The 23,767-nt window shown below is 54.3% G+C and carries 19 protein-coding genes; 14 read left to right on the top strand and 5 right to left on the bottom strand.

Features of this window, described 5'->3' with window-relative positions; translation table 11 throughout:
- Nucleotides 1-315: 315 nt before the first annotated feature.
- The 8 genes from METMA_RS24880 to dapE all read left to right on the top strand — a co-directional run bounded on the left by METMA_RS24880 (nt 316) and on the right by dapE (nt 6,844).
- The gene (locus tag METMA_RS24880; protein WP_051114362.1) at nt 316-1,374 is read left to right on the top strand and encodes a sialidase family protein; all 1,059 of its coding nucleotides are present in this window, start codon (nt 316-318) and stop codon (nt 1,372-1,374) included.
- A gap of 2 nt (nt 1,375-1,376) precedes the next feature.
- Nucleotides 1,377-1,871, top strand: coding sequence for a TlpA family protein disulfide reductase (locus METMA_RS0116590; RefSeq protein ID WP_040590627.1), 495 nt, complete (start codon nt 1,377-1,379; stop codon nt 1,869-1,871).
- An 89-nt stretch (nt 1,872-1,960) separates the two neighbouring features.
- The gene (locus METMA_RS0116585; RefSeq protein WP_020160234.1) at nt 1,961-2,737 is read left to right on the top strand and encodes a M48 family metallopeptidase; all 777 of its coding nucleotides are present in this window, start codon (nt 1,961-1,963) and stop codon (nt 2,735-2,737) included.
- Between the two features lie 3 nt (nt 2,738-2,740).
- On the top strand, nt 2,741-3,979 hold the full coding sequence (gene dapC, locus METMA_RS0116580) for a succinyldiaminopimelate transaminase (RefSeq protein WP_020160233.1): 1,239 nt from the start codon (nt 2,741-2,743) through the stop codon (nt 3,977-3,979).
- Nucleotides 3,970-4,785, top strand: a complete 816-nt coding sequence (gene dapD, locus METMA_RS0116575) for a 2,3,4,5-tetrahydropyridine-2,6-dicarboxylate N-succinyltransferase (RefSeq protein WP_198014698.1) — start codon at nt 3,970-3,972, stop codon at nt 4,783-4,785. The genes dapC and dapD overlap by 10 nt, the downstream gene beginning before the upstream one ends.
- A gap of 108 nt (nt 4,786-4,893) precedes the next feature.
- Nucleotides 4,894-5,136 (top strand): hypothetical protein, encoded by a 243-nt coding sequence (locus tag METMA_RS0116570; protein ID WP_020160231.1) that lies wholly within the window; start codon nt 4,894-4,896, stop codon nt 5,134-5,136.
- Nucleotides 5,137-5,143: 7 nt separating this feature from the next.
- Nucleotides 5,144-5,533 (top strand): ArsC family reductase, encoded by a 390-nt coding sequence (locus tag METMA_RS0116565; protein WP_020160230.1) that lies wholly within the window; start codon nt 5,144-5,146, stop codon nt 5,531-5,533.
- A 183-nt stretch (nt 5,534-5,716) separates the two neighbouring features.
- Nucleotides 5,717-6,844: a succinyl-diaminopimelate desuccinylase gene (gene dapE, locus METMA_RS0116560; RefSeq protein ID WP_020160229.1), complete on the top strand. Its 1,128-nt coding sequence runs from the start codon at nt 5,717-5,719 to the stop codon at nt 6,842-6,844.
- Nucleotides 6,845-6,870: 26 nt separating this feature from the next.
- Here the strand turns inward: dapE and METMA_RS25865 are convergent, their stop codons facing one another.
- Nucleotides 6,871-8,946, bottom strand: a complete 2,076-nt coding sequence (locus tag METMA_RS25865; RefSeq protein ID WP_020160228.1) for a hybrid sensor histidine kinase/response regulator — start codon at nt 8,944-8,946, stop codon at nt 6,871-6,873.
- A 506-nt stretch (nt 8,947-9,452) separates the two neighbouring features.
- On the bottom strand, nt 9,453-10,703 hold the full coding sequence (locus METMA_RS0116545; RefSeq protein WP_020160227.1) for a glutaredoxin family protein: 1,251 nt from the start codon (nt 10,701-10,703) through the stop codon (nt 9,453-9,455).
- Between the two features lie 130 nt (nt 10,704-10,833).
- Between METMA_RS0116545 and METMA_RS0116540 the strand changes: the two genes are divergently transcribed.
- On the top strand, nt 10,834-11,337 hold the full coding sequence (locus METMA_RS0116540) for a YgjP-like metallopeptidase domain-containing protein (protein WP_020160226.1): 504 nt from the start codon (nt 10,834-10,836) through the stop codon (nt 11,335-11,337).
- 156 nt (nt 11,338-11,493) lie between these two features.
- Here METMA_RS0116540 and METMA_RS0116535 read toward each other — a convergent pair whose 3' ends face one another.
- A complete protein-coding gene (locus METMA_RS0116535) occupies nt 11,494-11,859 on the bottom strand; it encodes a thiol-disulfide oxidoreductase DCC family protein (RefSeq protein WP_020160225.1) in 366 nt (121 codons plus the stop codon).
- Between the two features lie 173 nt (nt 11,860-12,032).
- On the opposite strand from METMA_RS0116535, the gene METMA_RS27560 reads away from it, so the two are divergent.
- The 3 genes from METMA_RS27560 (at nt 12,033) to METMA_RS0116520 (ending at nt 15,097) form a co-directional block, all read left to right on the top strand.
- Nucleotides 12,033-12,200, top strand: a complete 168-nt coding sequence (locus METMA_RS27560; RefSeq protein ID WP_020160224.1) for a hypothetical protein — start codon at nt 12,033-12,035, stop codon at nt 12,198-12,200.
- Nucleotides 12,201-12,287: 87 nt separating this feature from the next.
- Complete coding sequence (locus tag METMA_RS0116525) at nt 12,288-13,982, top strand: ABC transporter ATP-binding protein/permease (RefSeq protein ID WP_020160223.1); 1,695 nt, start codon at nt 12,288-12,290, stop codon at nt 13,980-13,982.
- A 14-nt stretch (nt 13,983-13,996) separates the two neighbouring features.
- Nucleotides 13,997-15,097 (top strand): glycoside hydrolase family 5 protein, encoded by a 1,101-nt coding sequence (locus METMA_RS0116520; protein ID WP_020160222.1) that lies wholly within the window; start codon nt 13,997-13,999, stop codon nt 15,095-15,097.
- An 8-nt stretch (nt 15,098-15,105) separates the two neighbouring features.
- On the opposite strand, the gene METMA_RS0116515 is transcribed toward METMA_RS0116520, so the two are convergent.
- The gene (locus METMA_RS0116515; RefSeq protein WP_020160221.1) at nt 15,106-16,029 is read right to left on the bottom strand and encodes a glycerophosphodiester phosphodiesterase; all 924 of its coding nucleotides are present in this window, start codon (nt 16,027-16,029) and stop codon (nt 15,106-15,108) included.
- A 604-nt stretch (nt 16,030-16,633) separates the two neighbouring features.
- A complete protein-coding gene (locus METMA_RS24870) occupies nt 16,634-19,558 on the bottom strand; it encodes a UvrD-helicase domain-containing protein (protein ID WP_156830531.1) in 2,925 nt (974 codons plus the stop codon).
- A 414-nt stretch (nt 19,559-19,972) separates the two neighbouring features.
- On the opposite strand from METMA_RS24870, the gene METMA_RS0116505 reads away from it, so the two are divergent.
- Both METMA_RS0116505 and METMA_RS0116500 read left to right on the top strand, forming a co-directional pair.
- Nucleotides 19,973-21,187, top strand: a complete 1,215-nt coding sequence (locus METMA_RS0116505; RefSeq protein WP_020160219.1) for an aminotransferase class I/II-fold pyridoxal phosphate-dependent enzyme — start codon at nt 19,973-19,975, stop codon at nt 21,185-21,187.
- 276 nt (nt 21,188-21,463) lie between these two features.
- Nucleotides 21,464-23,662: a TonB-dependent receptor family protein gene (locus METMA_RS0116500; protein ID WP_232216370.1), complete on the top strand. Its 2,199-nt coding sequence runs from the start codon at nt 21,464-21,466 to the stop codon at nt 23,660-23,662.
- Nucleotides 23,663-23,767 lie beyond the last annotated feature (105 nt).

Genomic DNA, 23,767 nt, shown 5'->3' with positions numbered 1-23,767 from the left:
TTTCACGCATTATACCGTGCGGGAGCCTCCGACATCACACCGCCATGGTTCCCGATTAAAGCCGCTGTAACGTTAATCGCTGGCTTTCAACCGCCATTCCCCACTATAATTCATTCCGATTGATTTGTTTTGGCGCGAAAAACGCTCAATTTCAGCCATACTGTTAAAAGCCACGCAAAACGCATGTTGAGACCCTGTTACAAAATAGCCCTGACATTTCTTTTCGGCCTGTTGCTTGCTAGTGGTTGCCATTCAAGCGCAAAGGATGTTAACGCTGACGATCCCGCCAAACGGGCCTTGAACGCGACAGTCTCAGTGAGCTTCGGACCCGACGGCCGTTTGTGGCGATTGATACCGACCGATAACGCCGTATTCGTCGATTCCTCGACCGACAACGGTAAAACTTACGGCAATCCCGTCAAAATCAATTCCAACATCCAAAAAATCAGCACCTGGCCGGAAAACCCTCCCGCCATCACCGTTAGCGCATCCGGCCGGATTCATGTCCTCTACTATGCGGATGAGCAGCAACAATCGACATCGTTTTTCAGCTACTCCGACGATAACGGCCAAACCTTCAGCAAACCGGTCCTCATCAGCGATCATGCCGATTCCGCCATGCATTACATGGACCAAATGCTGGTGGATAACAACAATAACATTTATACGTTCTGGCATGATGCACGCGATGACCGGCATAGCCACCACTCAGCCGCAGGCGCCCTATCGCTTTACTATGCGGTGACTGACGAACCGGCTACCGCCGAATTCAGCAACCGGTTTATCAGCGGCGGCGTATGCTCCTGTTGCCGGACGGCCATTACATTTTCGCCCGGCGGAAAACCGGTTATCCTTGTACGCATGGTGTTTCCGGACGGTACTCGCGACCATGCCTTAATAACCATGACACAGAACGGACAGTGGTCAAAACCGCAACGCACCACGCATGACGACTGGAAAATCGACGCCTGCCCCGAGCACGGCCCGGCCCTGTCCATCGACACCCAGAGCCGGGCTCATTTAGCCTGGTTCACCTTGGGCGATAAGCGCCAGGGCATTTATTACGCGCATACCGACGATCTTGGCAAAACCCTGTCGGAACCCATGTCCCTGGGCAATACCGGGCACCTGCCCGGCCACCCGGATGTAATCGCGCTGGGCTCGCGCGTCGTGCTTGCCTGGGTAGAATTTGACGGCAATGCCACGGATATTGTCATCAAAGAATCAACCGACCGCGGACTCACGTGGAGTAAGGACAGAAAGATCCTTAATTCCAGCGCCAAGTCCGGCCACCCCAAATTGGTCAGTAATGGCGAAAAAATATTCCTGTCATGGACATCGAATGATGTCGGCCACCACTTTATAGAGATTTGATCATGTTCCTAAAAAAACTTTTCCCCTCCCTACCGCTTATCCTGGCAATCGCATTCACCTCGTCCGCGCGCGCCGAACAGCCGCAACTGCAGCCCTTTGCGCCCGGCAGCTATCAACAGATACTGGCCAACAATGCCGATCATCCCTTCATGCTGGTCATCTGGTCGATTACCTGCTCTTCCTGCCTGAAAGACATGGAATTGTTAAGCAGCTTGCATAAAGAAAACCCGGACCTGAAAATGATCATGCTGGCGGCCGATACGGTGGACGACACCGATCAAATTCAGCAGATACTGGGGAAAAACCAATTGACCGGAATCGACAACTGGGTATTCGCGGACGAGAACGCCCAAAAGCTGCGTTTTGAAATTGATCCCAAATGGTACGGCGAATTGCCCAGAACCTATTTCTTCGACGCCTCCCATCAACGCACGGGCATCAGCGGCGTCATGTCCAGGGCGGATTATGAAACCATGTTTGCAAAAATCCTGAAATAGACTCCAGCCCCATCCTGACTGACATTTTTAAACCTCGGATAAAAATTAAGTTAGAATGGTCGACTTTTCAAACTACCGATCATTAGTTTATGAAGAAAAAATTATCTGTTCTGGTCATTGCTTCCTTGTTAGCGGCCTGCGCTGTCAGCCCCACCGGCAGAAAACAGCTTGTTTTCATGCCCGATGCGCAAATCAACCAAATGGGTCTGCAAGCGTTTGATTCGATAAAACAGGAAAAACCCGTCAGCAACAATGCCCGCCATGTACAGATCGCCAATTGCATCACTCAAGCCCTTACGCGTGAAACAGGCGGCGCTTGGGAAGTCGTGGTTTTTGATGATCCGTCTCCCAACGCTTTTGCCCTGCCGGGCAATAAAATCGGCGTGCATACCGGCATGATCCAATTGGTCGATAACCAGGATCAACTGGCCGCCGTGATCGGTCATGAAATCGGCCATGTACTGGCCAAGCACAGCAACGAACGCGTATCGCAGGAGATGGCGGTCAGCCAGGGCATGGCGCTCATCCAGGCCGTCACCGCGCCGCAAACCGCTTTAGGCCAGACCGCGATCGGCCTGTTAGGCGTTGGCGCGCAATACGGTGTATTGATGCCCTATAGTCGCACGCATGAAAGCGAGGCCGATATTATCGGTGTCGACCTGATGGCCAAAGCCGGCTTTGACCCGCGACAGAGCATCAGCCTCTGGCAGAAAATGGATCAGGCCTCGCAAGGCCAATCCATTGAATTTCTGTCGACCCACCCCTCGCACAGCACCCGTATTCAGGACTTGAACCAGCACATGCCTAACGCGATGGGCCTGTTCCAGCAAGCCCGGTCGATGGGCAAACAACCCCGTTGCAACTAATCGATGACTCCGCATTTAAAACACTTGCATCCCTATCCGTTTGAGAAGCTTGCGCAACTCAAACGAGGCATAACTCCGCCCGCTAACAAGGAGCATATCGCCCTGTCTATCGGCGAACCCGCGCATGCCACGCCGCATCTGATTCAGGAAGCCCTGCTGACGCATCTGCATGGTCTGTCCAAATACCCGACCACTAAAGGCCTGCCTGAATTACGGGCGGCCATCGCTGACTGGCTGGGCCGGCGTTTTAACATTCCCTCCGAATGGCTTGACCCTGAAACACAGGTTCTGCCCGTCAGTGGCACGCGCGAGGCGTTATTCTCATTTGCCCAATGTCTGATTGATGCGAGCATTTCCGACACAACAGCTTGTCCGGTCGTGATCATGCCGAATCCGTTCTATCAGATTTATGAAGGTGCGGCCCTGCTGGCCGGTGCCGAACCGTATTACCTGAATACCCTGGAAGATTCCGGCTATTTACCCGACTTTGATGCGGTCCCGGAGGCGATATGGCAACGCTGCCAGTTGATCTATATCTGCTCGCCCGGCAACCCGACCGGCTCGGTCATGGATCGGGCCAGCCATGAAAAACTGCTCCGGCTGGCGGAAAAATACGATTTCGTCATTGCTTCCGACGAGTGCTACAGCGAACTCTACGACGACGAGGCCAACCCGCCGCCAGGGCTGCTGGAAAGCGCTTATGCGATGGGCAATGCCGCTTTCAAGCGCTGTGTGGTTTTCCACAGCCTGTCCAAGCGCTCCAATGCGCCCGGCTTGAGATCGGGCTTTGTCGCGGGCGATGCCGGCATCCTGCAGCAGTATTTTCAGTACCGCACCTATCACGGCAGCGCCATGCCGTTGCCGTCGCAGCAAGCCAGCATTAAAGCCTGGCAGGATGAAAGCCACGTGCAGGAAAACCGGCGCCTGTATCGCGAAAAATTCGCTGCCGTTATCGACATCCTTGCCGACGTTTGCGAAGTCAGCCAGCCGCCGGCCGGTTTTTATATCTGGCTGAAAGTGCCGATTGCCGATACCGAGTTCACGCAACGGCTTTTTGCCCAGGAAAATGTTACCGTACTGCCTGGCAGTTTCCTGTCGCGTGAATTTAATGGCATCAATCCGGGGCAAAACCATGTTCGCATCGCTCTGGTCGCGCCGTTGAACGAATGCGTGGAAGCGGCCCAGCGTATTAAAAGTTTCATTAACACCATAGAAAGTAAAGTAAAAACATGTTGCAACTAGAAAAGATCATTAACGACGCCTTTGAACAACGCGCGGAAATCACACCGACCAATGTCTCTGCCGAGATTCGCGACGCGGTTGAACAAACCATCAACATGCTCGATGCCGGCACCGCCAGAGTCGCGGAAAAAGTTAATGGCGACTGGGTAGTCAACCAATGGTTGAAAAAAGCGGTATTGCTGTCCTTCCGCATCAACGAAAACCGCGTTATGGAAGGCGGCAACACGCGTTACTATGATAAAGTGGAAACCAAATTCGCCGCTTACACGCCCGATGATTTCGCCAAGGCAGGCGTGCGCGTCGTACCGAATGCCGTCGCCCGCCATGGTTCCTATATCGCCCCCGGCGCCGTGTTGATGCCGTCTTACGTCAACATCGGCGCGTATGTCGACAGCGGCACCATGGTTGATACCTGGGTGACAGTCGGTTCCTGCGCGCAAATCGGTAAAAACGTGCATCTGTCCGGCGGTGTCGGCATCGGCGGCGTTCTGGAACCGTTACAGGCCAACCCGACCATTATCGGCGACAACTGCTTTATCGGCGCGCGCTCGGAAATTGTCGAAGGCGTTATCGTCGAAGACGGCTGCGTGATCTCGATGGGCGTTTATATCGGCCAAAGCACGAAAATTTTCAACCGCATGACCGGTGAAATCACGTATGGCCGCATTCCAGCCGGTTCTGTTGTCGTTTCCGGCAACCTGCCCTCCGCGGACGGCAGCTACAGCCTGTACTGCGCGGTCATTATCAAGCAGGTTGACGAAAAAACCCGCAGCAAGACCGGCATCAACGAGTTGTTACGCGATTAAGCAATAATAACAACCAACCAAACAATAATAATAGACCTGGGGGCGATACTGTATCGCCCCTGTTTTTTTACCGACTCTACATTTCACTCCCTAAAGCAGGACATCGCCATGAGCCAGAATCTATCCAGCAACGCCATCATTTATGCCACGCTTGCGCTTAACAGTGAAATAGCACTGCAGAAAGAGTATTTGGATTCTTCCGATGTGCCCGCCGATGAGCGCGCCAACGAGGAAGACATTCTGTCGGATCTTGAGCAGGCGTTCATGGAATTCGTTGACCTGTACAAATCCCGCTGCAAGGCCGACAAAGAACTGCCCACCATCGATGAATTACTGAATAGCCAATTGTAAGCCCCTCATGTACACACTCTACGGCATCAAAAACTGCGATACCGTCAAAAAAGCCCGCAAATGGCTGGATGAAAACGGCATCGCCTACCGGTTCCATGATTTCAGGTCCGACGGACTCACACCCGAGCAGCTCGCGCATTTTGCCGCCCATGCCGACTGGAACAAACTGCTGAACCGCGGCAGCACCAGCTGGCGCCAGCTCAGCGCCGAGCAACAAGCCGATCTGACGCAGGACAAAGCCCTGCAATTGATGCTTGAGACACCGACGCTGATCAAGCGCCCGGTCCTCGATACCGGTGATCAAATTATTATCGGCTATACCGCCAGGGATGGCGGGTATGCCGCAAACCTGTCGGGGACAAAAGCGGCGAAAGAAACCAGTAGTCAGTCAACTTGATTATGACGGTAAATTGTAGGTGCGAATTCATTCGCACTTCGCTAAGCGATTTAACCACGAAGGATACGGAGCGCACGAAGTTTTAATGTACTGATCGATGCAATGATTTTCTTCGTAATCTTCGTGGCTAATAATGCTTATGCAGCCATCCCCGACGCTAAATCCTAACAATCCACAATCAACATGAGCGACACACTAGAACTGCTTAAAGACCTTATCAAACGCGACTCGGTAACGCCCAGGGACGCCGGCTGCCAGGATTTCCTGGCCGCCCGCTTGCAAAAACTCGATTTCACGGAGGAGCGCCTGGACTTTGAAGACACGCAAAACATCTGGCTCAAGCGCGGCGAGACCAAACCGTTGTTCGTGTTCCTCGGTCACACCGATGTCGTGCCGCCCGGACCATTGGCAGCCTGGCTTTCGCCCCCGTTTGAACCGACCATCCGCGACGGCAGGCTTTACGGCCGCGGCGCCGCCGACATGAAAGGCGGCATCGCCTGCTTCGTTACGGCCGTGGAACGCTTTATCGCCCGGCATCCCGATCATCGGGGCGCCATTGCCATCCTGCTGACCAGCGACGAGGAAGGCATCGCCACGAACGGCGTCGTCAAAGTGGTCGAGGTGCTGGAAAAACGCCGCGAGAAAATCGACTGGTGCCTGGTCGGCGAACCGTCCAGCGACAAACAAATCGGCGATGTCATCCGGGTCGGCCGACGCGGCTCTTTATGCGCCAGACTGACCGTGATCGGCGTACAAGGCCATGTCGCCTACCCTGAACTGGCTGAAAACCCCATTCATACCTTTGCGCCGGCGTTAAAAGAGCTGACCGAGGAAGTCTGGGATCGCGGCAACAAATTCTTCCCGCCGACCAGCCTGCAAGTCTCCAACATCAATGCCGGCACCGGCGCTGAGAATATCATTCCCGGCAGCGTGGAAATCCAGTTCAACCTGCGCTTCTGCACGGAACTGGACGAGGAAACCATCAAGCAACGCACCCGCGCCATACTGGACAGACACGGTTTTAAATACGACCTGCAATGGCGCTTGTCGGGCAACCCGTTCCTGACCGAAAAAGGCGCCTTGATCGATGCCGCCCATGCCGCCATCAAAACCGTTACCGGTCTTGAAACGCTTGACGACACGGGCGGCGGCACGTCGGACGGCCGTTTTATCGCGCCGACCGGCGCGCAGGTGATCGAACTCGGACCGCTCAATGAGAGCATTCATAAAATCAATGAAAATGTCGGCCTGGCAGACCTGGAAGTCCTGACCCGGATCTATGAAAACATGCTCGTTAACCTGCTGACATAAAAAAGCGCATACCCCAACGCTGCCGCCTATCGCCGGGTTTCGCCCGCTGATGCCAATAGATCAGCCAGAACATCGGGGTCCACCGGTTTCAGCAGATGATGATCGAAGCCCGCGCGCTTTGAGCGTGCGCGGTCTTCAGGCTGGCCATAACCGGTTAAGGCGACCAGGACAGCCTGCTGTGTTTCCGGCAGTTCACGCAGCCGTTGCGCCACTTCATAACCGTCCAGGTCGGGAAGACCGATATCCAGCAAGACTACTTGCGGACGGAAGGCTTGCGCCCGTTCGACGGCTTTGACGCCGCAGTTGGCCGTATCGACGTCATGCCCTTCCGCCTGGAGCAGCATGGACAGACTTTCCAGGGCGTCCGGATAGTCGTCCACGACCAGAATACGCAGTTTGGCACATAACGGCTGGGATTCTGCCCGGGCAGGCTCGACGGCCTTATATTGCACATCCGAAACCAGCGGCAGGTGCACCGTGAATTCACTGCCCTGGCCAATGCCCGCGCTCGCGGCGCTCGCCGTGCCCCCGTGCATCTCTACCAGTCTGCGCACCAGGGTAAGCCCGACTCCCAAACCGCCCCGGGAGTGCGATAACGAACCGTCGGCCTGGGTAAAAAGATCGAAAATATGCGGCAGCATTTCGGGCGCGATGCCGATACCCGTATCCCGCACCTTGATCACGGCCATGGCTTCCTCCTGGCTCACGCTCAGCGTGATCAGGCCGCCTTCATCGGTATATCTGGAAGCATTATTGAGCAGATTGGAAAGCACCTGCGCCAGGCGCAGGTGATCGCCTTTAACCCATAGAGGGGGTATCGGACGTAAAATCTCCAGCTTCTGTTGACGGTCTTTGATCAAGGGACCACAGGTTTCGACGGCACTATCCACAATCTCAGTCAGATTGAAAGGTTCGATCTTCAGCGAAATCTTGCCCTGCATCGTGCGCGCGACATCGAGCAGGTCATCCAGCAGGCGCGCCATATGACTGGCCTGACGGCCAATCACATTACAAATCCATTCCAGCATGGGATTGGCGCTAAAATCCTGTTCCTTCATCAACTGCACAGCATTACGGATGGGCGCGAGCGGGTTGCGCAACTCATGAGCAAGCATGGCAAGAAATTCATCCTTGCGGCGGTCGGCCTCGCGCAACGCTTCCTCGGGACGCTTGCGTTCGGTAACATCATGAATAAAGCCATACCACAAAATACTGCCATCGGCCTCGACCTCCGGAACCGAGCAACCCTCCAGCCAGATCTCGCCCTTGGACGGATGCCGCAAGCGCCATTGATGATGCCAGGCCGGCAGGGTGTGTACCGACTCAGCGGTCATATCGCGCTTGCCGACGAGCGTGTCGATGAAGGCGAATAAAGTGCCGTCACTATCAGGGCAAGCGTGATCCATCCATAACGTTTTATCCGTATACCATCGGGAGGGTTCGTAGCCTGAAATAGAGGTAATTGAATCGCCGATGAAAGAAACCTGACAAGGCGATTTGGGATTATCGGTCTGTTTGATCGTGAATAGCGCCGCCGGAATAATGTTCACCACCCGTTTGAAGCGCTGCTCGCTGTGTTTGAGAGCCTGATTGACCTCCAGCAGTTCTTTTGTCCTGAGTTCAACCTGATGATCCAGATCCTCGTTTAACTGCTTCAATGTTTTTCGGGTTTCCTTATGAACAAAAATTTCTTGTTCCAGCTCCCGATTCGCTTTCATTAACTGGCTTCGGCTCGGAATGAGAATAGCCTTTGGAATGAGCGGCCACAAGATGATCGCGGTCGCCAGGGACAGCATGGCAGTGATGGCCTTCATTGTCGCGTGCAAGCCATAGATCGGTTTCCAGATAGTGAAGGCCGATAATAAATGCGTCGCGCCGCAGGCAAAAATAAAAAGGCTGAATAATACAAAAACCCATCGATATTCGATGTCTTGCCGCTTGTATAAAAAATACCCCAAGGCCAGTGGAATGGAAAAATACGCCAGCGCAATGGCCACATCGGAAATAACAAAAAGCCAGAGCAACTGCGGTTTCCAGAGAAAGCAGAAACCATGCGGCATAAACTCTTCCACACCAAACAAAAATTGAATCAACGCCTGCATCTAATAACTCCATTTTTTAACGCCGCCACTATCTGATTTACCGAGGAAAAATCCATTACTCATTTTTCATGATATGACGACCTACAAAAGATTTTTGCTCATGGCAATAAGAATAAAATAATGACGGATTAATTTCAGATAATTTAATTTGCTTTCTGTTTTTTTCATGTTTTCCTCTCATTGCGCGAAATTACCCGGAAGGCAGAGCGTGAGCTGGATTGGCGCTTTGCGGAAACCCGGCATGGGCAACTCCGAGATGCCGGGTTTAACAACCCGGCCTACCGTGCTGGCAATTCCTACGGTTTGGTGCCCTGATACCATAAAATGAACAGACACGTGGGGACGAACCTGTGTGTTCGCCCTTGCCCAGCGGTTCCTCTTCGGTCAGCGGTTCTCCGATAGCCTGTTGTGCACCCGAAACAGGGCGGACACGCAGGTCCGCCCCTACAATGCATCCATACGATACAGACGCCCCGTTTGATCTGAACATTTGGAACTCAAGGCCATCAAAACGGCGAAACCAGCAAATACAAGCCCAGCCCCGCCATGACCAGTCCGCTGATCAGTTTCAGCCAGCGCCCTTCCTTTTCCTGCAGCCGTCGCTGGCTGAGCGTGATAATACCGATGCCCAGCACGATCGCGTCATCGAGCATATAAGCGAGATTGTAAAGCAACAGATAGCCGTAATAACTCAGACCTTCCAGTTGCCGCATGGTCAGAATGCGCGTGTAAAGCGCCGGAAACCCCGAGGTGCAGAGAAATTCGACGATCTGCACCAGAATGGCCAGCACCACGGCGCCGATCATGGCGCCGCGCAGATTCTCGGCTTGCAGGATCGCGCGGATTCTGGCGTAGATGCCGGGCCTGGCGGATTCAGGGATCGACAGCGATACGCCCCAGCCGTAAACCCAGAAATCCTTCAGGTTGATCGCGCCGGCCAGCATGGCAATTCCGGCGATGACGATTTCCGAGACGCGCGAGAGACCTATGATCAGAAACAGATTAAGCCAAGCCGCCATAAAAATAAAATAGGCGATACCTTCGACGGCGATGAACGCGCCGGCGACCGCAAACATGCGCATCCGGTCCTGCATGGGCGCCAGCAGCGAGATCATCAGGATCAGAACCCACATGGAGCAGGGATTGAAACCGTCCAGCAGTCCCATCGCGATCGTAAACAGCGGCAGCCCCACCTGTTCCAGGGTTATGCGCCGGCCCAGAAACGTCAAATCAAAAGTGTCCGGTCCGGCTGCGCCAGTCTCCGCCTCGCAGGGCTGCGGCGCTTCCGGTTCGCAGGTTTCGGCCGTTCCCGGCGGGGATTGACGCTTCGGCGGGGGCGACGCCAGGATGTTGCGGATCAGCCTCCCTGTGCTCTCCTGGCCGGCAAAGCCGACGATGGTTTGTCCGCGCACCTGAAATGTCGGCACGCTCAAGCTTGTGCCTGCCGCTTCGGCGATGTCCATCAGGCGTTCGAGCGCGCCCGGGTCGCGGTGGATGTCGCGCACGACAATAAGCAACCGGGGTTGCTCGAAGGCCAACAGTTTCAAGAATTCCTCGGCCTTCTCGCAGTGCGGGCAGCCCTCGCGCACGAAAACCTCAATATCGGCGGCCCGCCGGGGTGCCGCGTCCTGCGAAGATGGCGGAGGCGCCGCGGCCTGCCGGGCATTGACAGCGCCCATAAAGCCCAGAACCGACAACCACAGCAGCAGCGTCAAGGCCGCCTCCCATCGTTTCGTTTTTACCGATTTTTCCGTCATCGCACCCTCGTTGTCGTCTGAATATCCAAGATTACTCCCTGATGGGACTTGTTGACATTGCCGTCGCCGATATCATAACGTAAGCGGGCCGTCATGCGGATCGGCAATGTCTCGTAGCAAAGGTAAACCCATGCAAGAATTACACTATTTGGCCGGCTATCCCGAAAAAATAACCGATCAGATACAGCATCTGATCCATACCAAAAAACTGGGGGAGCTGCTGCTGAAAAAATACCCCACGGCCCATGACATCCGGACGGACAAGGCGCTTTACGCCTATGTCGTGGATATGAAAAACACCTGGCTGCGCAAGTCCCAGCCGCTCAGCAAAGTCATTTATGACGATAAAATCAATGTCCTGCATCATGCCCTGGGCCTCCATACGTTCATATCCAGGGTACAGGGCGGCAAGCTGAAAGCGAAAAACGAAATCCGCATAGGCTCCGTCTTTAAACAGGTGCCGATCGAATTCCTGCGCATGATCGTCGTGCACGAACTGGCGCATTTAAAGGAAAAAGAGCATAACAAGGCATTTTACAAACTGTGTGAATACATGGAACCGGCCTATCATCAATTTGAGTTTGATTTGAGGCTGTATCTGACGCATGTGGATTTGTTCGGCAGGATTTATTGATCGATTCCGCCCGCAGGCGCTTTTTATCCCGTTTGCCGCGCCGGGAACCGGAGCTTTTCACAGCGGGAGGGCGGACTGATAAACCCGGCGTTCGGGGCCGCCCATGCTGGGTTGGCGCTAAAGCGCCAACCCAGCTCGCACGCACTCAACAAGCCCTCAAAGCAATCCTCTTTTCCTCAACCGCCGGTTGACCTGCCGGTGATAAATCCTGGCCAGCAGCGGCCGGATCAAAGGCAAACCGATCAACCAGGCGACAGGTTTCAGCAACGGCACTTTGCTCATCAGCAGAATATAGGCATCCAGTTCCGACACCACCCGCCCCTGCTCATCGCTGACATGCAGTTCCGTCAAGGCTTTCCTGGGATCGATGCCCAACTCGCGCAACCGCTCCTCTTGCCCCGTGATATCGAACCAGCAGACCTGTTCGCCGCCCTTGCCCGCAAGCTTTTCATAATGCCGCCTGTCGCGTCTGCATATCGGGCAGGCACCGTCGTAATAAACCGTAATCTTGTTTTCGTTCATGGTGACCTCAGCAGGACCAGCGCCCTGTCAAAGCCGCTGTTCAGCCGAATGTCAACAACAGCGATCGGGCACGAAACGGCCGAAATCCCGGCCTCGTTTTATTATCTTGACCATCTCTATGAGGCTTGATTTAATGCGGAATTCCTTGAAATTTAACTTAAACGAAGATACTGATGAATAGTTACCAACAGTCCAAGAAGGCCCGCTATATCGCTTCGGTGGTTTATGTGTTGATCATGAGCTTTATTGTCGGCGGGACTTATTTTTCCCAACAGGAAAAAGCCGAACTTGAATCCGCCTCCGAAACATCCGCCGTGACCGCGGCAAAGCAGGCCGACTAACACACTCCGCGCCTTTCCTCAGTGTGATGTTTGATCAAGCAGTCCTGATGTTCATGTAATACCCTCACCTAACGCGGAGAATCACCCATGCAGGGATCCAGCGGATTTTTTATCCAATTCATGCGCTTGGCCGGTCCATACTGGCATTCCGAAGACAAGGCCGCCATTCGCAAGGCGACTTTAGCCCTGATTGTGCTGACTATCGTGCAGATCGCCATTGCCGTTATCATCACGGAATGGAGCGCCGCGCTATTTGATGCCCTGGAACAGCGTTCAATGTCCGGACTGCTCAAGCAGGTCGGGCTTCTGCTGCTGATCTTTGCAGCCAGCATGACGGCCACCGCCTTGCATCTGAACGTCAAGCGATACCTGCAGATCGGCTGGCGGGACTGGCTGACAAAGCGCGTGACCGGCCGGTGGATGATCAAAGGCCGCCATTATCAGGTAACCCACATACAGACCGCCGAGCACGATAACCCGGATGGCCGCATCGCCGAGGATGTCCGTATCGCCACCGAAAACGCCATCGGCTTGTTGCATTCGTTATTTTACAATTTGCTGCTGCTGATCAGTTTCACCAAAATCCTGTGGACGCTATCGGGTGTCGTTAAGCTTGATTTGGGCTTTATCGTAATTCCCATCTATGGCCATCTGGTCTGGATAGCGCTGATTTATGCGGCCGGGGCTTCGGTTTTAGGCTGGTGGATAGGCCAGCCGCTGATCAAGGCGACGGACATCAAGCAAACCACCGAGGCCAATTTTCGCTATGGCCTGGTAAAAGCGCGCGAGAATTCCCAGGCGATTGCCTTGATTCACGGCGAGGCCAGCGAGAAAAAGCATTTCTCGACGCTTTTCCAGGACATAGTCGGCGCCTATAACCGGCAAACCCATGCCTGGACCTATATTTTGATTTTTACCTCCGGCTATTCGGTCCTGTCCATGGCCTTCCCTGTTCTGGTCTCGGCGCCGCGCTATATCTGGGGCACCATTACCCTGGGCGCCTTGATGCAGTCGGTGCAGGCATTCCGGCATATGGCTTCAGCTTTGTCCTGGCCGGTCGACAACATGGCCGGCGTCGCGCAATGGCGCGCCTCGGCCGACCGCGTATTGAGCCTGGTCCAGGCACTGGATGATCTGGAGGACGAGATCGTGCGTCCCGATCCGCATCGCATCGTGTTGGAAAAAACGGACCAGCCGGTCCTGCATTTCGAAAATCTGTGCATCAGCCGACTTGACGGCATTGTCTGCGCGGCGAACGTCAATGACGAGATCAAGGCCGGAGAACGGGTGCTTATCGCCGGCAACGCCTTCACCGGTTCCAAGCTGTTCAAGGCCATAGCGGGGCTATGGCCCTGGGGCACCGGCCGGATCGAACTGCCTGACGACGAATACCTGTTCTTCATGCCGCCGCGCCCGTACTTGCCGACCGGCACCTTGCGCGAGGCCATCTGTTATCCGTCCGCCTGTGAGGACTTCAGCCCTTCCCTGCTCGAGGATACGCTTGAACTCGCAGGCCTGAAGGAATTGGTGGAGCAACTTGATCAGGTCGATAATTGGGAGAAAGCGCTGCCGCGCGAGCAACAGCAGCGTTTGGGCGTGGTCCGGCTGCTGCTGCAGCAGCCCAAGTGGATCTTTATGGAAATGGCGTTCGACTCGCTAGGTTCCGAGGGCGAAGTCGAGATGATGAAACTGATCAGCCAGAAGCTGCCCGACGCCGCCCTGCTGACCATCAGCCATGAACCCAAGGCCGAGATGTTTCATCAGCGCCGGATCGTGTTGTAAACGGAGCGTAGCCTGTGTCTAGCAATAAACTGCGCGGCGTCAACCTCGGCGGCTGGCTGCTGCTGGAAAAATGGATGACGCCCAGCCTCTTCGAGGGCCTGAAAGCCCTTGACGAGACATCTTATTGCGTGGAACTGGGGCCGCGCGCCGAGCGTTTGCTAAAAAGGCATTGGGATACGTTCATCACCTATGCCGATTTTGCCTGGCTGGCCGAAATCGGCATCAATGCGGTCCGGATCCCGGTCGGCCACTGGATAACCGGGCCGGACTATCCCTACCACCGCGCCTACGGCAAGGCGCTGTATCCATATGTCCAGGGCGGCCTGGACGTTCTCGACCGCGCCTTCGACTGGGCCGAAGCGCTCGGCCTGCTGATCGTGCTGGATCTGCATGCCGCGCCCGGCTGCCAGAACGGCTTCGACAACGGCGGCATTCAGAACGTCTGCGAGTGGCACACCGATCAGAACTATATCGACTATTCGCTGCGGGTGCTGGAGCGCCTGGCCGAGCGCTATCAAGGCCGACCCGCCCTGCATGCCATCGAGGTCCTGAACGAGCCGCGCTGGGACATCGACACGGCGCTGTTAAAACGCTACACGGCGGCGGGTTATCAGCGGATACGGCGGCACTGCCAGGCTCGCGATGTCGCCGTGGTCTTCCATGACGGCTTCCGGCCGTACACGGAATATACGGGATTCCTGCAACCGCCCGGATTTTGCAATGTCGTGTTCGACATTCACCGCTATCAGTGTTTTGTCCAGGACGACATCAATACGGACATTTACGGCCATATCCGGAAAGCGGTCGTCGACTGGAAAAACGAAGCCGACGACATTATCGGCAATTTCGGCCTGCCGACTTACGTCGGCGAATGGAGCCTGGGGCTGGATTTGAAACTGCTTTCGCTCTGGGCCGAAGGACCTTTTGACCATGACCGGCAGGCGATGGACGACTTCCAGTTATCGGTCGCCTATCGCGGCTATGCCGCGGCGCAACTGGCGACGTTCGAGAAATACCTGGGCTGGTTCTTCTGGAGCTACAAGACCGAAACCCGGCCGCCCTGGAGTTTTCGCGAATGCGTGAATCGGGGCTGGCTGCCTGACCGCTTTGCCTGATTGCCGAATTATGATTCCAACAACACAGCGCGGACCCGGTTGGGAAAATCCGATATCACGCCGGTCACGTCGGCCGCGATCAGCTGCCGCATCTGATCCTTGTCGTTACAGGTCCAGACATTGACCGCGCGATTTGCCGCCAGCACATCGGCAATTCCGCACGGATCGAGCTTTCGGGCCAGCGAGTTAAGTCCCACCGCATCGGTATTCGGATGATAGGCATCGGCATCGAGCAATTCCAGGTAGGCGGCCGGTTTCGCCAGCCGGTCGCCGGTCAGCACGCCTGTCGCTATGCTGTCCGAGCGGCGGCGCACGCTGACCAGCTGTTCGTGGTCGAATGACGAGATTAACACGTAGCTTTCCATGCCCAGCCATTCGACGAGTTCCACCACCGCCTCGGCCATGCCCGGATACATGCATGGCAACGATTTCAGCTCGATATTGACCATCAGCTCTTCACGCCGGGCGAGTTCCAGCGCCTGCTGCAAGGTGGGCAGGCCGATCTCGCCGGACGCATAGCGTGCCAGATCCCGCGCACTGACAAACTGTTCCCGTTCTTCATCGGTCAAGCCCTGTAAAAACCCCTGCCGTCGACCGGCTGGCAAAGCCAATTGATCAACGTACCAGCTGCCGGCATCCAGCCGGCGCAATTCGTCACCGGTAAAATCGGCAACCGCATAGCGGCCGCGGCCCGGAAATTTCACTCGGACATCGGTGCAGCGCGTGAGCTGATCGTCATGATGCACGATCAGCTCGCCGTCTTTCGACAGATGGACATCGAGCTCAAACATCCGGCAACCGAAGTGCCTGGCCTTTTCGAATGCGGCCAATGTATTCTCGGGCGCAAACGCGCGCGCGCCGCGATGGGCGATATTCAGGACGCCGGCCGGGCGCTTGCCGCCCGCGCGCAGCGGATTCAGTTCCAAAGCCATGTTTATCCTTCTTGTTGTTAGCACGTAGGCCGGTTTGGAGCCTTGCGGAAACCCAGCATACGAGAGTGTGAATGTATTATCCCTGACAAGTTATAGCAATCAGCCGTTACTTGAAAGCAACGGCTGTTGTGAAATTCCCTGGTTCCCACGGTCCTCCGTGGGAACCCATACCGGGCTTTGAGAGCGGCACGTCGTGGCCCGGTATGCGTTCGTGAAAGTATTCAGCATTTTTCTCTTCAATATCTATATGCTGTTATATACAAATATCAAATGCACAACATATTGTGGTGAAAATTTCAAAAAACGAATACTTTCACAGTCTCGTACCTTTTCAATCGGTTCCGGTGAATGTCATCCCAAAAGGTACGCACTGCGTACCCTACTGGATTTATGGACACTTCTGGCGCCCTGTCGGTCAGTGAATGGCTTGTTTTCATGGCGACGCATGCCTAAAGGCAATATTTACGGCTAATAAATAAACGCTCTAATTAATTCAATACATTAAAAACTCTGCGCGCTCTGTGTCCTCTGTGGTTAGTTATGGATTGGGGCTAAAAAATGAATTCTTTCACACTCTCGCACCCTGATTCCGGCCGAAGCGGCATCAGGTGATATAGTCCCGGTCCGACAATCCGCGCCCATCCCCGGACTTTGTAACCTGCTCGGTATGAGCGCAGGAAAATCCGGTATTCGACCGGTAATTGGCGCAGCCCCAAAACTGGCCGTATTTACCCTTGCGCAGGATCATGCTGCCGCCGCATTTCGGACAGACCGGTTCGGCAACCTCACAGTCCCTGTTTTGACAGACCCTGAATTTTCCCTCCGTGATCAAGGCGCTGCCGCACTTCGGGCAGCCTTTTTGCTTATGGTTGCAGAGCGGATATCGATTACAGCCGTAGAATAGGCCGTGTCGGCTTTTCCTGGCGACCATATAGCCGGTTTTGCAGCGCTCGTAGGGCGTATCGGCCAGCTGTTTCTGGAAGCCGCTGCCTTGAAACTCATCGGTCAGGATCGCGTACTTGTCATTGACCAATTCGCGGACAAAGCTTGATGCCTTGTTGCCGTCGGCGATCAGATAGACATGATGTCTGGCCCGCGTCAGCGCGACATAAAACAGCCGCCTTTCCTCGGCGTATCGATAGTCTTCCGCTTGCGGCAACAACATTTCCAGCAGCGCATGCGTGGCTTTTTCCGAAGGAAAACCCTGCTTGCCGTGTTCCAGCCCCAGGACAATCACATAGTCGGCTTCTCGGCCCTTCGAGGCATGAACGGTCATGAACTGCAGCTTCAATTGCGGATACTGGCGTTTCAGGCCGGAAAGCTCGGGTTGCCTGAAATTAAATCGCGCCAGGATCAGCACGCTGGCGCCGGCAGGCTGCTTTTGCGCAATTCTGGCCAGCGCCGCGTTGAGGCCGATTGACTCGGTTGCGGTCCTGATCAGCGACACAGCCGCTTGGTCGACCTGCCGGTGGCTTTGGATGCGCTTTTTGATCTGGGCCGGATTGCGGCTGACAAACCGGGACGCGACCTCGCCTATTTTATTATTGAAGCGAAAAGTCTTGTCGAGCACGCTCGTGGCCGTAAAACCGAAGTGTCGTTCAAAGTCTTTGGTGATCGAGACATCGCTGCCGGTAAAGCGGTAAATCGCCTGCCAGTCGTCGCCAACGCAAAACAGGCTGTTGTCGGGGTGCTGCGCCAGCAGCGCTTTCACCAGCCGGGCGCGGCTCGCCGAGATGTCCTGAAACTCATCGACCAGCACATACCGGTAGGCCGAACGGTACCGGCCGGATTCGACATAACTGATGGCCTTGCCGATCATGTCGTCAAAATCGATCGTTCCGGCATCATGCAGGTGCCGCTGGTACGCCTGATAGACCGGTTCGAACAGCTGAACCGCCGCCAGCATGCGCTCCTTGTCCTCATGCTGGTGCGCCAGGCTGCTCAGGTCTTTTACCGACAGGAAAGCGGCCTTGAACAAGGCCAGGACTTTCGCGATCAGTTCGCTGAATCTGGAAACCTCACCGAATTCGCGCAACCGGCTTAGCAGTTGATCATCCGGCACCGGGCGAAATTGAACGCCGGCCGCCAGCAATTGCTCCCGGAGCGCATCGATCAGCACGCCCTGGTGCTTTTGATGGCTGAAAGTCTCGATCAGCCGCGTTTTATGCGTTTCATGCAGCGCGCGCTTCCAGGCCATGCCCTCAAGGTATTTCCGACTATCGATGAACGGCGGCGTTTCACCGTTTTCATTGACGACGAAATGCTCGATATAAAGCCCGTGCTCGGGCAGATAAAAATCGGGCTGATAGGCCTTGAAATCGGGCCCGGCCGTATTGACCTGATAACGCGCCTCATATTCGTAAACAATGCCCTGCCGATACAGGTAATTGGCGATTTCGCCTTCTTCATAGCTCTTGACCAGTTCGCCCTGCAGCGTGCGGATTTCATTTTCCAGAATATAGGCATGATAGGCGCCTTCGGTTTTAAAGGCGAAGCGGCTTTTATACGGATACAGGAAGCGCGTGAAGTAGGTGACCAGGCGGGATTTATAGCGGTCGTCGAGCAACAAGCGTTTGATCCGGTCGTCGACGAACCGGGCTCTCAATGTCTCGTCTTCGGCCATTTTATCAATGGTCGGCACCGCGCCTTCGACCTCGGTGATGATCTGTTTGCCGAGACTATGGAACGTCTTGACCGTCAGCGTGCTGATGCCCAGCCTGGACTGAATGCGTTCCTGCATTTCCCCGGCGGCCTTGTTGGCATAGGCCAGCATCAGGATTTGCCCGGGGGCCGCGAGCCCTGATTTCAGAAGATAGCCGGCCCGGCCTATCATGGTGCTGGTCTTGCCGGTGCCGGCGCCCGCCAGCACCAGGTTGTACTGCTCATCTATCACGCAGGCTTTGCGTTGCCTGTCGGTCAGGGGATTGCTTTCAACCCGGTCGAAATAGTCCCGGTATTTCTTGAGCTGAAATTGAACGTAGGCGTCATTGACCGCCGCGAAATGTTCGATGCCTTTTTCCAGGAAGGGCCGGACCAGCTCAAGCAGCTGATTTTCTTCCCTAGACAGATAATGTGCGATATCCCGGCGCGAGACGCCGTGGCGCAAATGCCCGTGGTTATTCAGCCACTGCCTGGCAGCGGCATGGCGGATATAGCGCTGCTGACTGAATAATGCCTGCGCTTGCTGATAGGCCTGCCTCAGATCGGGAATAAGAGTCTGATAAAAACCTTTAATGTGATTCCGGGCTTGCCGGTTTAATTCGGCCTGAAGACTATCCGCCTTTTTCTTAGACACGCCGCCGAAGCGAATCACCCGGCCGTCTTCCAGATGAATCGCCAGCGCATCCCAGACATATCCCGGCTCAATGGCGATGCTGGTGGCAATCCGCAGGAATGGGACGGTATGGGCTTCATGGCCCGATAACACGATGCCTTGTCTGCCAACCGTCAATAAACGGTAAGTCGAGGCGTGCGATGCGAACGTCCTGGCTAAAAAGCTGATTTGATAAGGTATGAGGTGATTATCCAAGCTTAATTTAGATAGTAGTCAGATTACTTAAATCGCTATTATTTCATTGAGTAACCCTTATGTAATAGCAATAGATTATTTTTTATATGATAATTCGCATTGCTTCTAAACAGAGTTATTTCTGACCAATATCTTATTGTTAAGCTTGAGTTAAGTTTCATGACTTAACCTCTCCGCTGTCGCAGTCCCTTCCCGGCTGGCTATCACACTCCTAATATTTAATAGTCCGGCCGAAGGTGACTGTGGCGTACTTTTAATGATTTCACCGTTTTCAGAAAGATCTGATGCTACGGACCGGCAGAATATCTTCATGGCCCAGCAAATACTTGACCTTGGTCACAAAAAACACATTTACCGATACACATCGGACCGCAGGATCAGTAAAAATAACGCCAATTCAGTCAGGATTAGTTAATGAATATTAAATCAAGCTGGGTCACCGCTTTTGATGAAATAATAAGCGCCGGGGTCAATCATGGCCTGGCGCAGCACACGACTGAGGACGCGTTTTACAATGGCCGGACTATCTGCCTGAACGACAGGCATCTAATCAATTTCGCGCTCTGCAGTTACTTGGGGCTGGAACTGGACAAGCGGCTCAGGCAAGGCACTATTGATGCCGTGACGCGATTCGGTACGCAATTCGCGATTTCCAGAACCTATCTTTCCGCCACGCCATATGGCGACCTGGAATCCATGCTGGAGGAACTGTTTGGCGGCCATGTACTGGTCACGCCTACGACAACACTGGGCCATATCGCGGCCCTGCCTGTCCTTATTCAAAAAGGAGATGTGATTCTTCTCGACCAGATGGTGCACAACAGCGTGCAAACGGCCGCCAAGCTCGCGCAGGCGCAAGGCGTTCCGGTCGAAGTCCTGCCCCATGGCAATCTGGAGATCCTGGAAGAACGCATCAATGAGCTGAGTTCCGAATATCACCATATCTGGTACCTGACCGACGGTGTCTATAGCATGTTTGGCGACCTGGCCCCCGTCAACGCGTTAGGCAAGCTGCTGCAACGCTACGAACAATTGTATCTGTATTTTGACGACGCGCACGGCATGAGCTGGACCGGCAAGCATGGCCGGGGCTATGTCCTCGACCAGATGCCTGTTCGGGAACGCATGGTGGTTGCCACCTCGCTGTGCAAGGCTTTCTCGGCCGCGGGCGGCGTGCTGATTTTCTCCTCGGCTCAAATGCATCGCCAGGTTAAAAACTGCGGCGGCCCGATGATTTTCTCGGGCCCTATCCAGCCCCCCATGCTGGGCGCCGCGCTCGCCTCGGCCCGCATTCATCTGTCGCCCGAGATCGAACGCCTGCAGAAGGAAATCAAGGATCGCATTACGCTGTGCAATCTTCTGTTCAAGGAATATAACCTGCCTTTGGCGATTTCCTCGCTGTCGCCCATTTTTTACATCAAGTTCGGACACCCTCACATTGCAGCGCACATGGTCAAACGCCTGCAGGACGAAGGTTTTTATACCAATCATGCTGTTTACCCCGCCGTCTCGCTACGTAAATCAGGCATCCGATTCACCTTGACCCGGCATCTCTCCGCCGAGGATATCCACCATTTCGTCAAGGCGGTCGCGCGCAATCTTCCGCAAGTGCTGGAAAAGAAATTATAAAAAATAGCCGTTAAAAATTTGCTTAGCTGAAAGTTTTATATATTTTCGATTACAAACCTAAAACCCAGGCTGACAGGATTTACGCAAGCATGTGAGGGTGATTTCGCCTACTTTTGTTGCCCTACTGCTTCCTTTCTTGTAGACATCCCGGCGGGAGAAAAACCAATGCGTAAGCCTTGACTGAATTAAATTCGGGATTTTTTCCTATAGGGATTAAGAAAAGCATTTACTAGAATGGCTCGCTTTATTGATAAAGCAGCTTATGAGTGCAGATTGATGCCCCAATTTTTTATACCTTCTCCCAACAACAAAAATAATTCTTTTAACAGCTCGAATAAACTATTTCGTCTGAGCGCGATAACAGCCGCTGTATTAACCGCGATCAATGTCAATGCGGTCAAAGCCGATACGGTCGACGACAAACCGCCTTCCATGGCACTGCCCAGCCTTGAAATTATCGGACAATCTCCTTCGCAATTGGAACACATTCCAGGCTCCGGCTTTGTCATCGACAAAACCACGCTTGACCGCCAAGGCCCATTATCGACCAAAGACGCGATGCGCACCGTGCCGGGCGTTCATATCGTCGACGAGGATGTGCTGGGGCGACGCTATAACCTTGGCATTCGCGGCCTGGACCCCAGACGTTCCGCGCGCACGCAGTTACTGGAAGACGGTGCGCCAATTCAATTGGCGCCTTACGGCGATCCCAGCAACCATTATATTCCGACCAATAAACGTATCGACCGCATCGAGGTTTTAAAGGGTTCCGGGCAAATCATGTACGGGCCGCAAACTGTCGGCGGCGCGGTCAACTTTGTCAGCCCGGCGATTCCCGAAGAGTTCGGCGGCTCGATTTCGGCCACCGGCGGCAACAACGGTTATTACGATACGCATCTGAGGCTGGGCGGCACGCTCGATAACGTCGGCTTGTCCCTGGATTATATCCGCCAGGAATCGGATGGCATCCGCAATGGCGAGCATCAGGAAGTGGACGATCTGGCACTGAAAGCCTTGATTAAAATCGATGATCGTCAACGCCTGATGCTGAAAGGGATATTGACCCATGAAGACGCGCAAATGGGCGAGGCCGGCATGACCAGCGAGATGTATCGCCTCAACCGACGCACGAATTATTTGCGCAACGATAGCTTCGAAGTTCGCCGCTACGCAGGCCAGGCGCTCTATGAATTCGATATATCCGATACGATGCATTTCAGCACGAACATTTACGGCAATCACATGTTCCGCGAGTCGATACGTCAGGCTAACGATTCCTCGGAAATGAACAACTGCGCGACCCGGGGCGAGCCGATTTCAGCCGAGGTAGCCCCTACCTGCGGTAATGAACAGCGACCCAGAACCTACAGTGTGTTCGGCATCGAACCGAAACTGGTCTTTACGCATGACGCATTCGGCGTGCAAAGTGAAACCACGTTGGGGATTCGCGGACATTTCGAATGGGCCGACCGGGAGCGCTATGTGGGCAATGCCGGACCAAGAGACACAACGCAAGGCACCGGTTTAAATAATCACGGACGCAATCGTTACCAAAACAATTCCCTTAATACGCAGGCATTGTCATTTTTCGGGCAAAATCGCTTCTTCATCGGCGATTTCACCGTGACGCCGGGAATTCGTATCGAGCATTACGTGCAAGACAATATTAATCATATCGATAACAGATCTGAAGAAATCACGCGTACCGAAGCGTTGCCCGGCATCGGCGCAACCTATAACGGCATCGACAACGTCACCTTGTTTGCCGGCGTGCATCGCGGATTCGCTCCGGCGCGGATTGACGACGTCATGGACCCGGAGTCTGGCGTGCTCAGACAAGTAAATCCTGAAATGAGCTTGAACTATGAAGCGGGCGTTCGTACTTCACCGATCCCCGGCATCAACGCCGAATTGACTTATTTCAGAATCGATTTCGAGGATCAAATCGTCAATGAAATTCTGGTCGACGACGATATGTGGATCAATGCAGGCGAGAGTGTGCATCAAGGCGTGGAAACCGGTTTCCGTTTGGATTCCGACCAACTGTTCGGCACCGAGTACAACTATTATCTCACCACTTCTTATACGTATACCGATACTTATTTCGACAGCGATGTACCGAGCGCGGAAATTGTTGCAGGCAACCGTTTGCCTTACGCGCCCGAGCATTTGATCAACGCCAATATCGGTGTCGAGACGCCTTGGGGACTGGATATCCGCTTTGGCGTACAAAGCGTCAGCCAGCAGTTTAGCGACAAGGAAAACACGGTTGCCGAAACCGCGGATGGTCAGCATGGCATCATAGCCGGCTATACGACTTACAATGTCTCGGCCAATTACAAAGCCACCAAGGACATCAATATCTATATGAACGGCTACAATCTGAGCGATAAAAAATACGTCGCCAGCCGTATCGACGGCATTCATCCGGGCATGGGATTCCAAATGATGGGAGGAGTTAAGTGGAGTTTCTGATTTGCACGACGCGAGTATGATTTATGTAATATCAGTTTTTCCCAAATCTGTGTAACATGGCTACGGGCTAAGAAAGCCTGGCTAATAATTGTAATTCAGGTTTAT

Source organism: Methylobacter marinus A45 (genome assembly GCF_000383855.1).
Classification (GTDB): Bacteria; Pseudomonadota; Gammaproteobacteria; order Methylococcales; family Methylomonadaceae; genus Methylobacter; species Methylobacter marinus.
The sequence above is the reverse complement of the archived record's forward strand: the minus strand, read 5'-3'. Positions and strand labels throughout refer to the sequence as shown.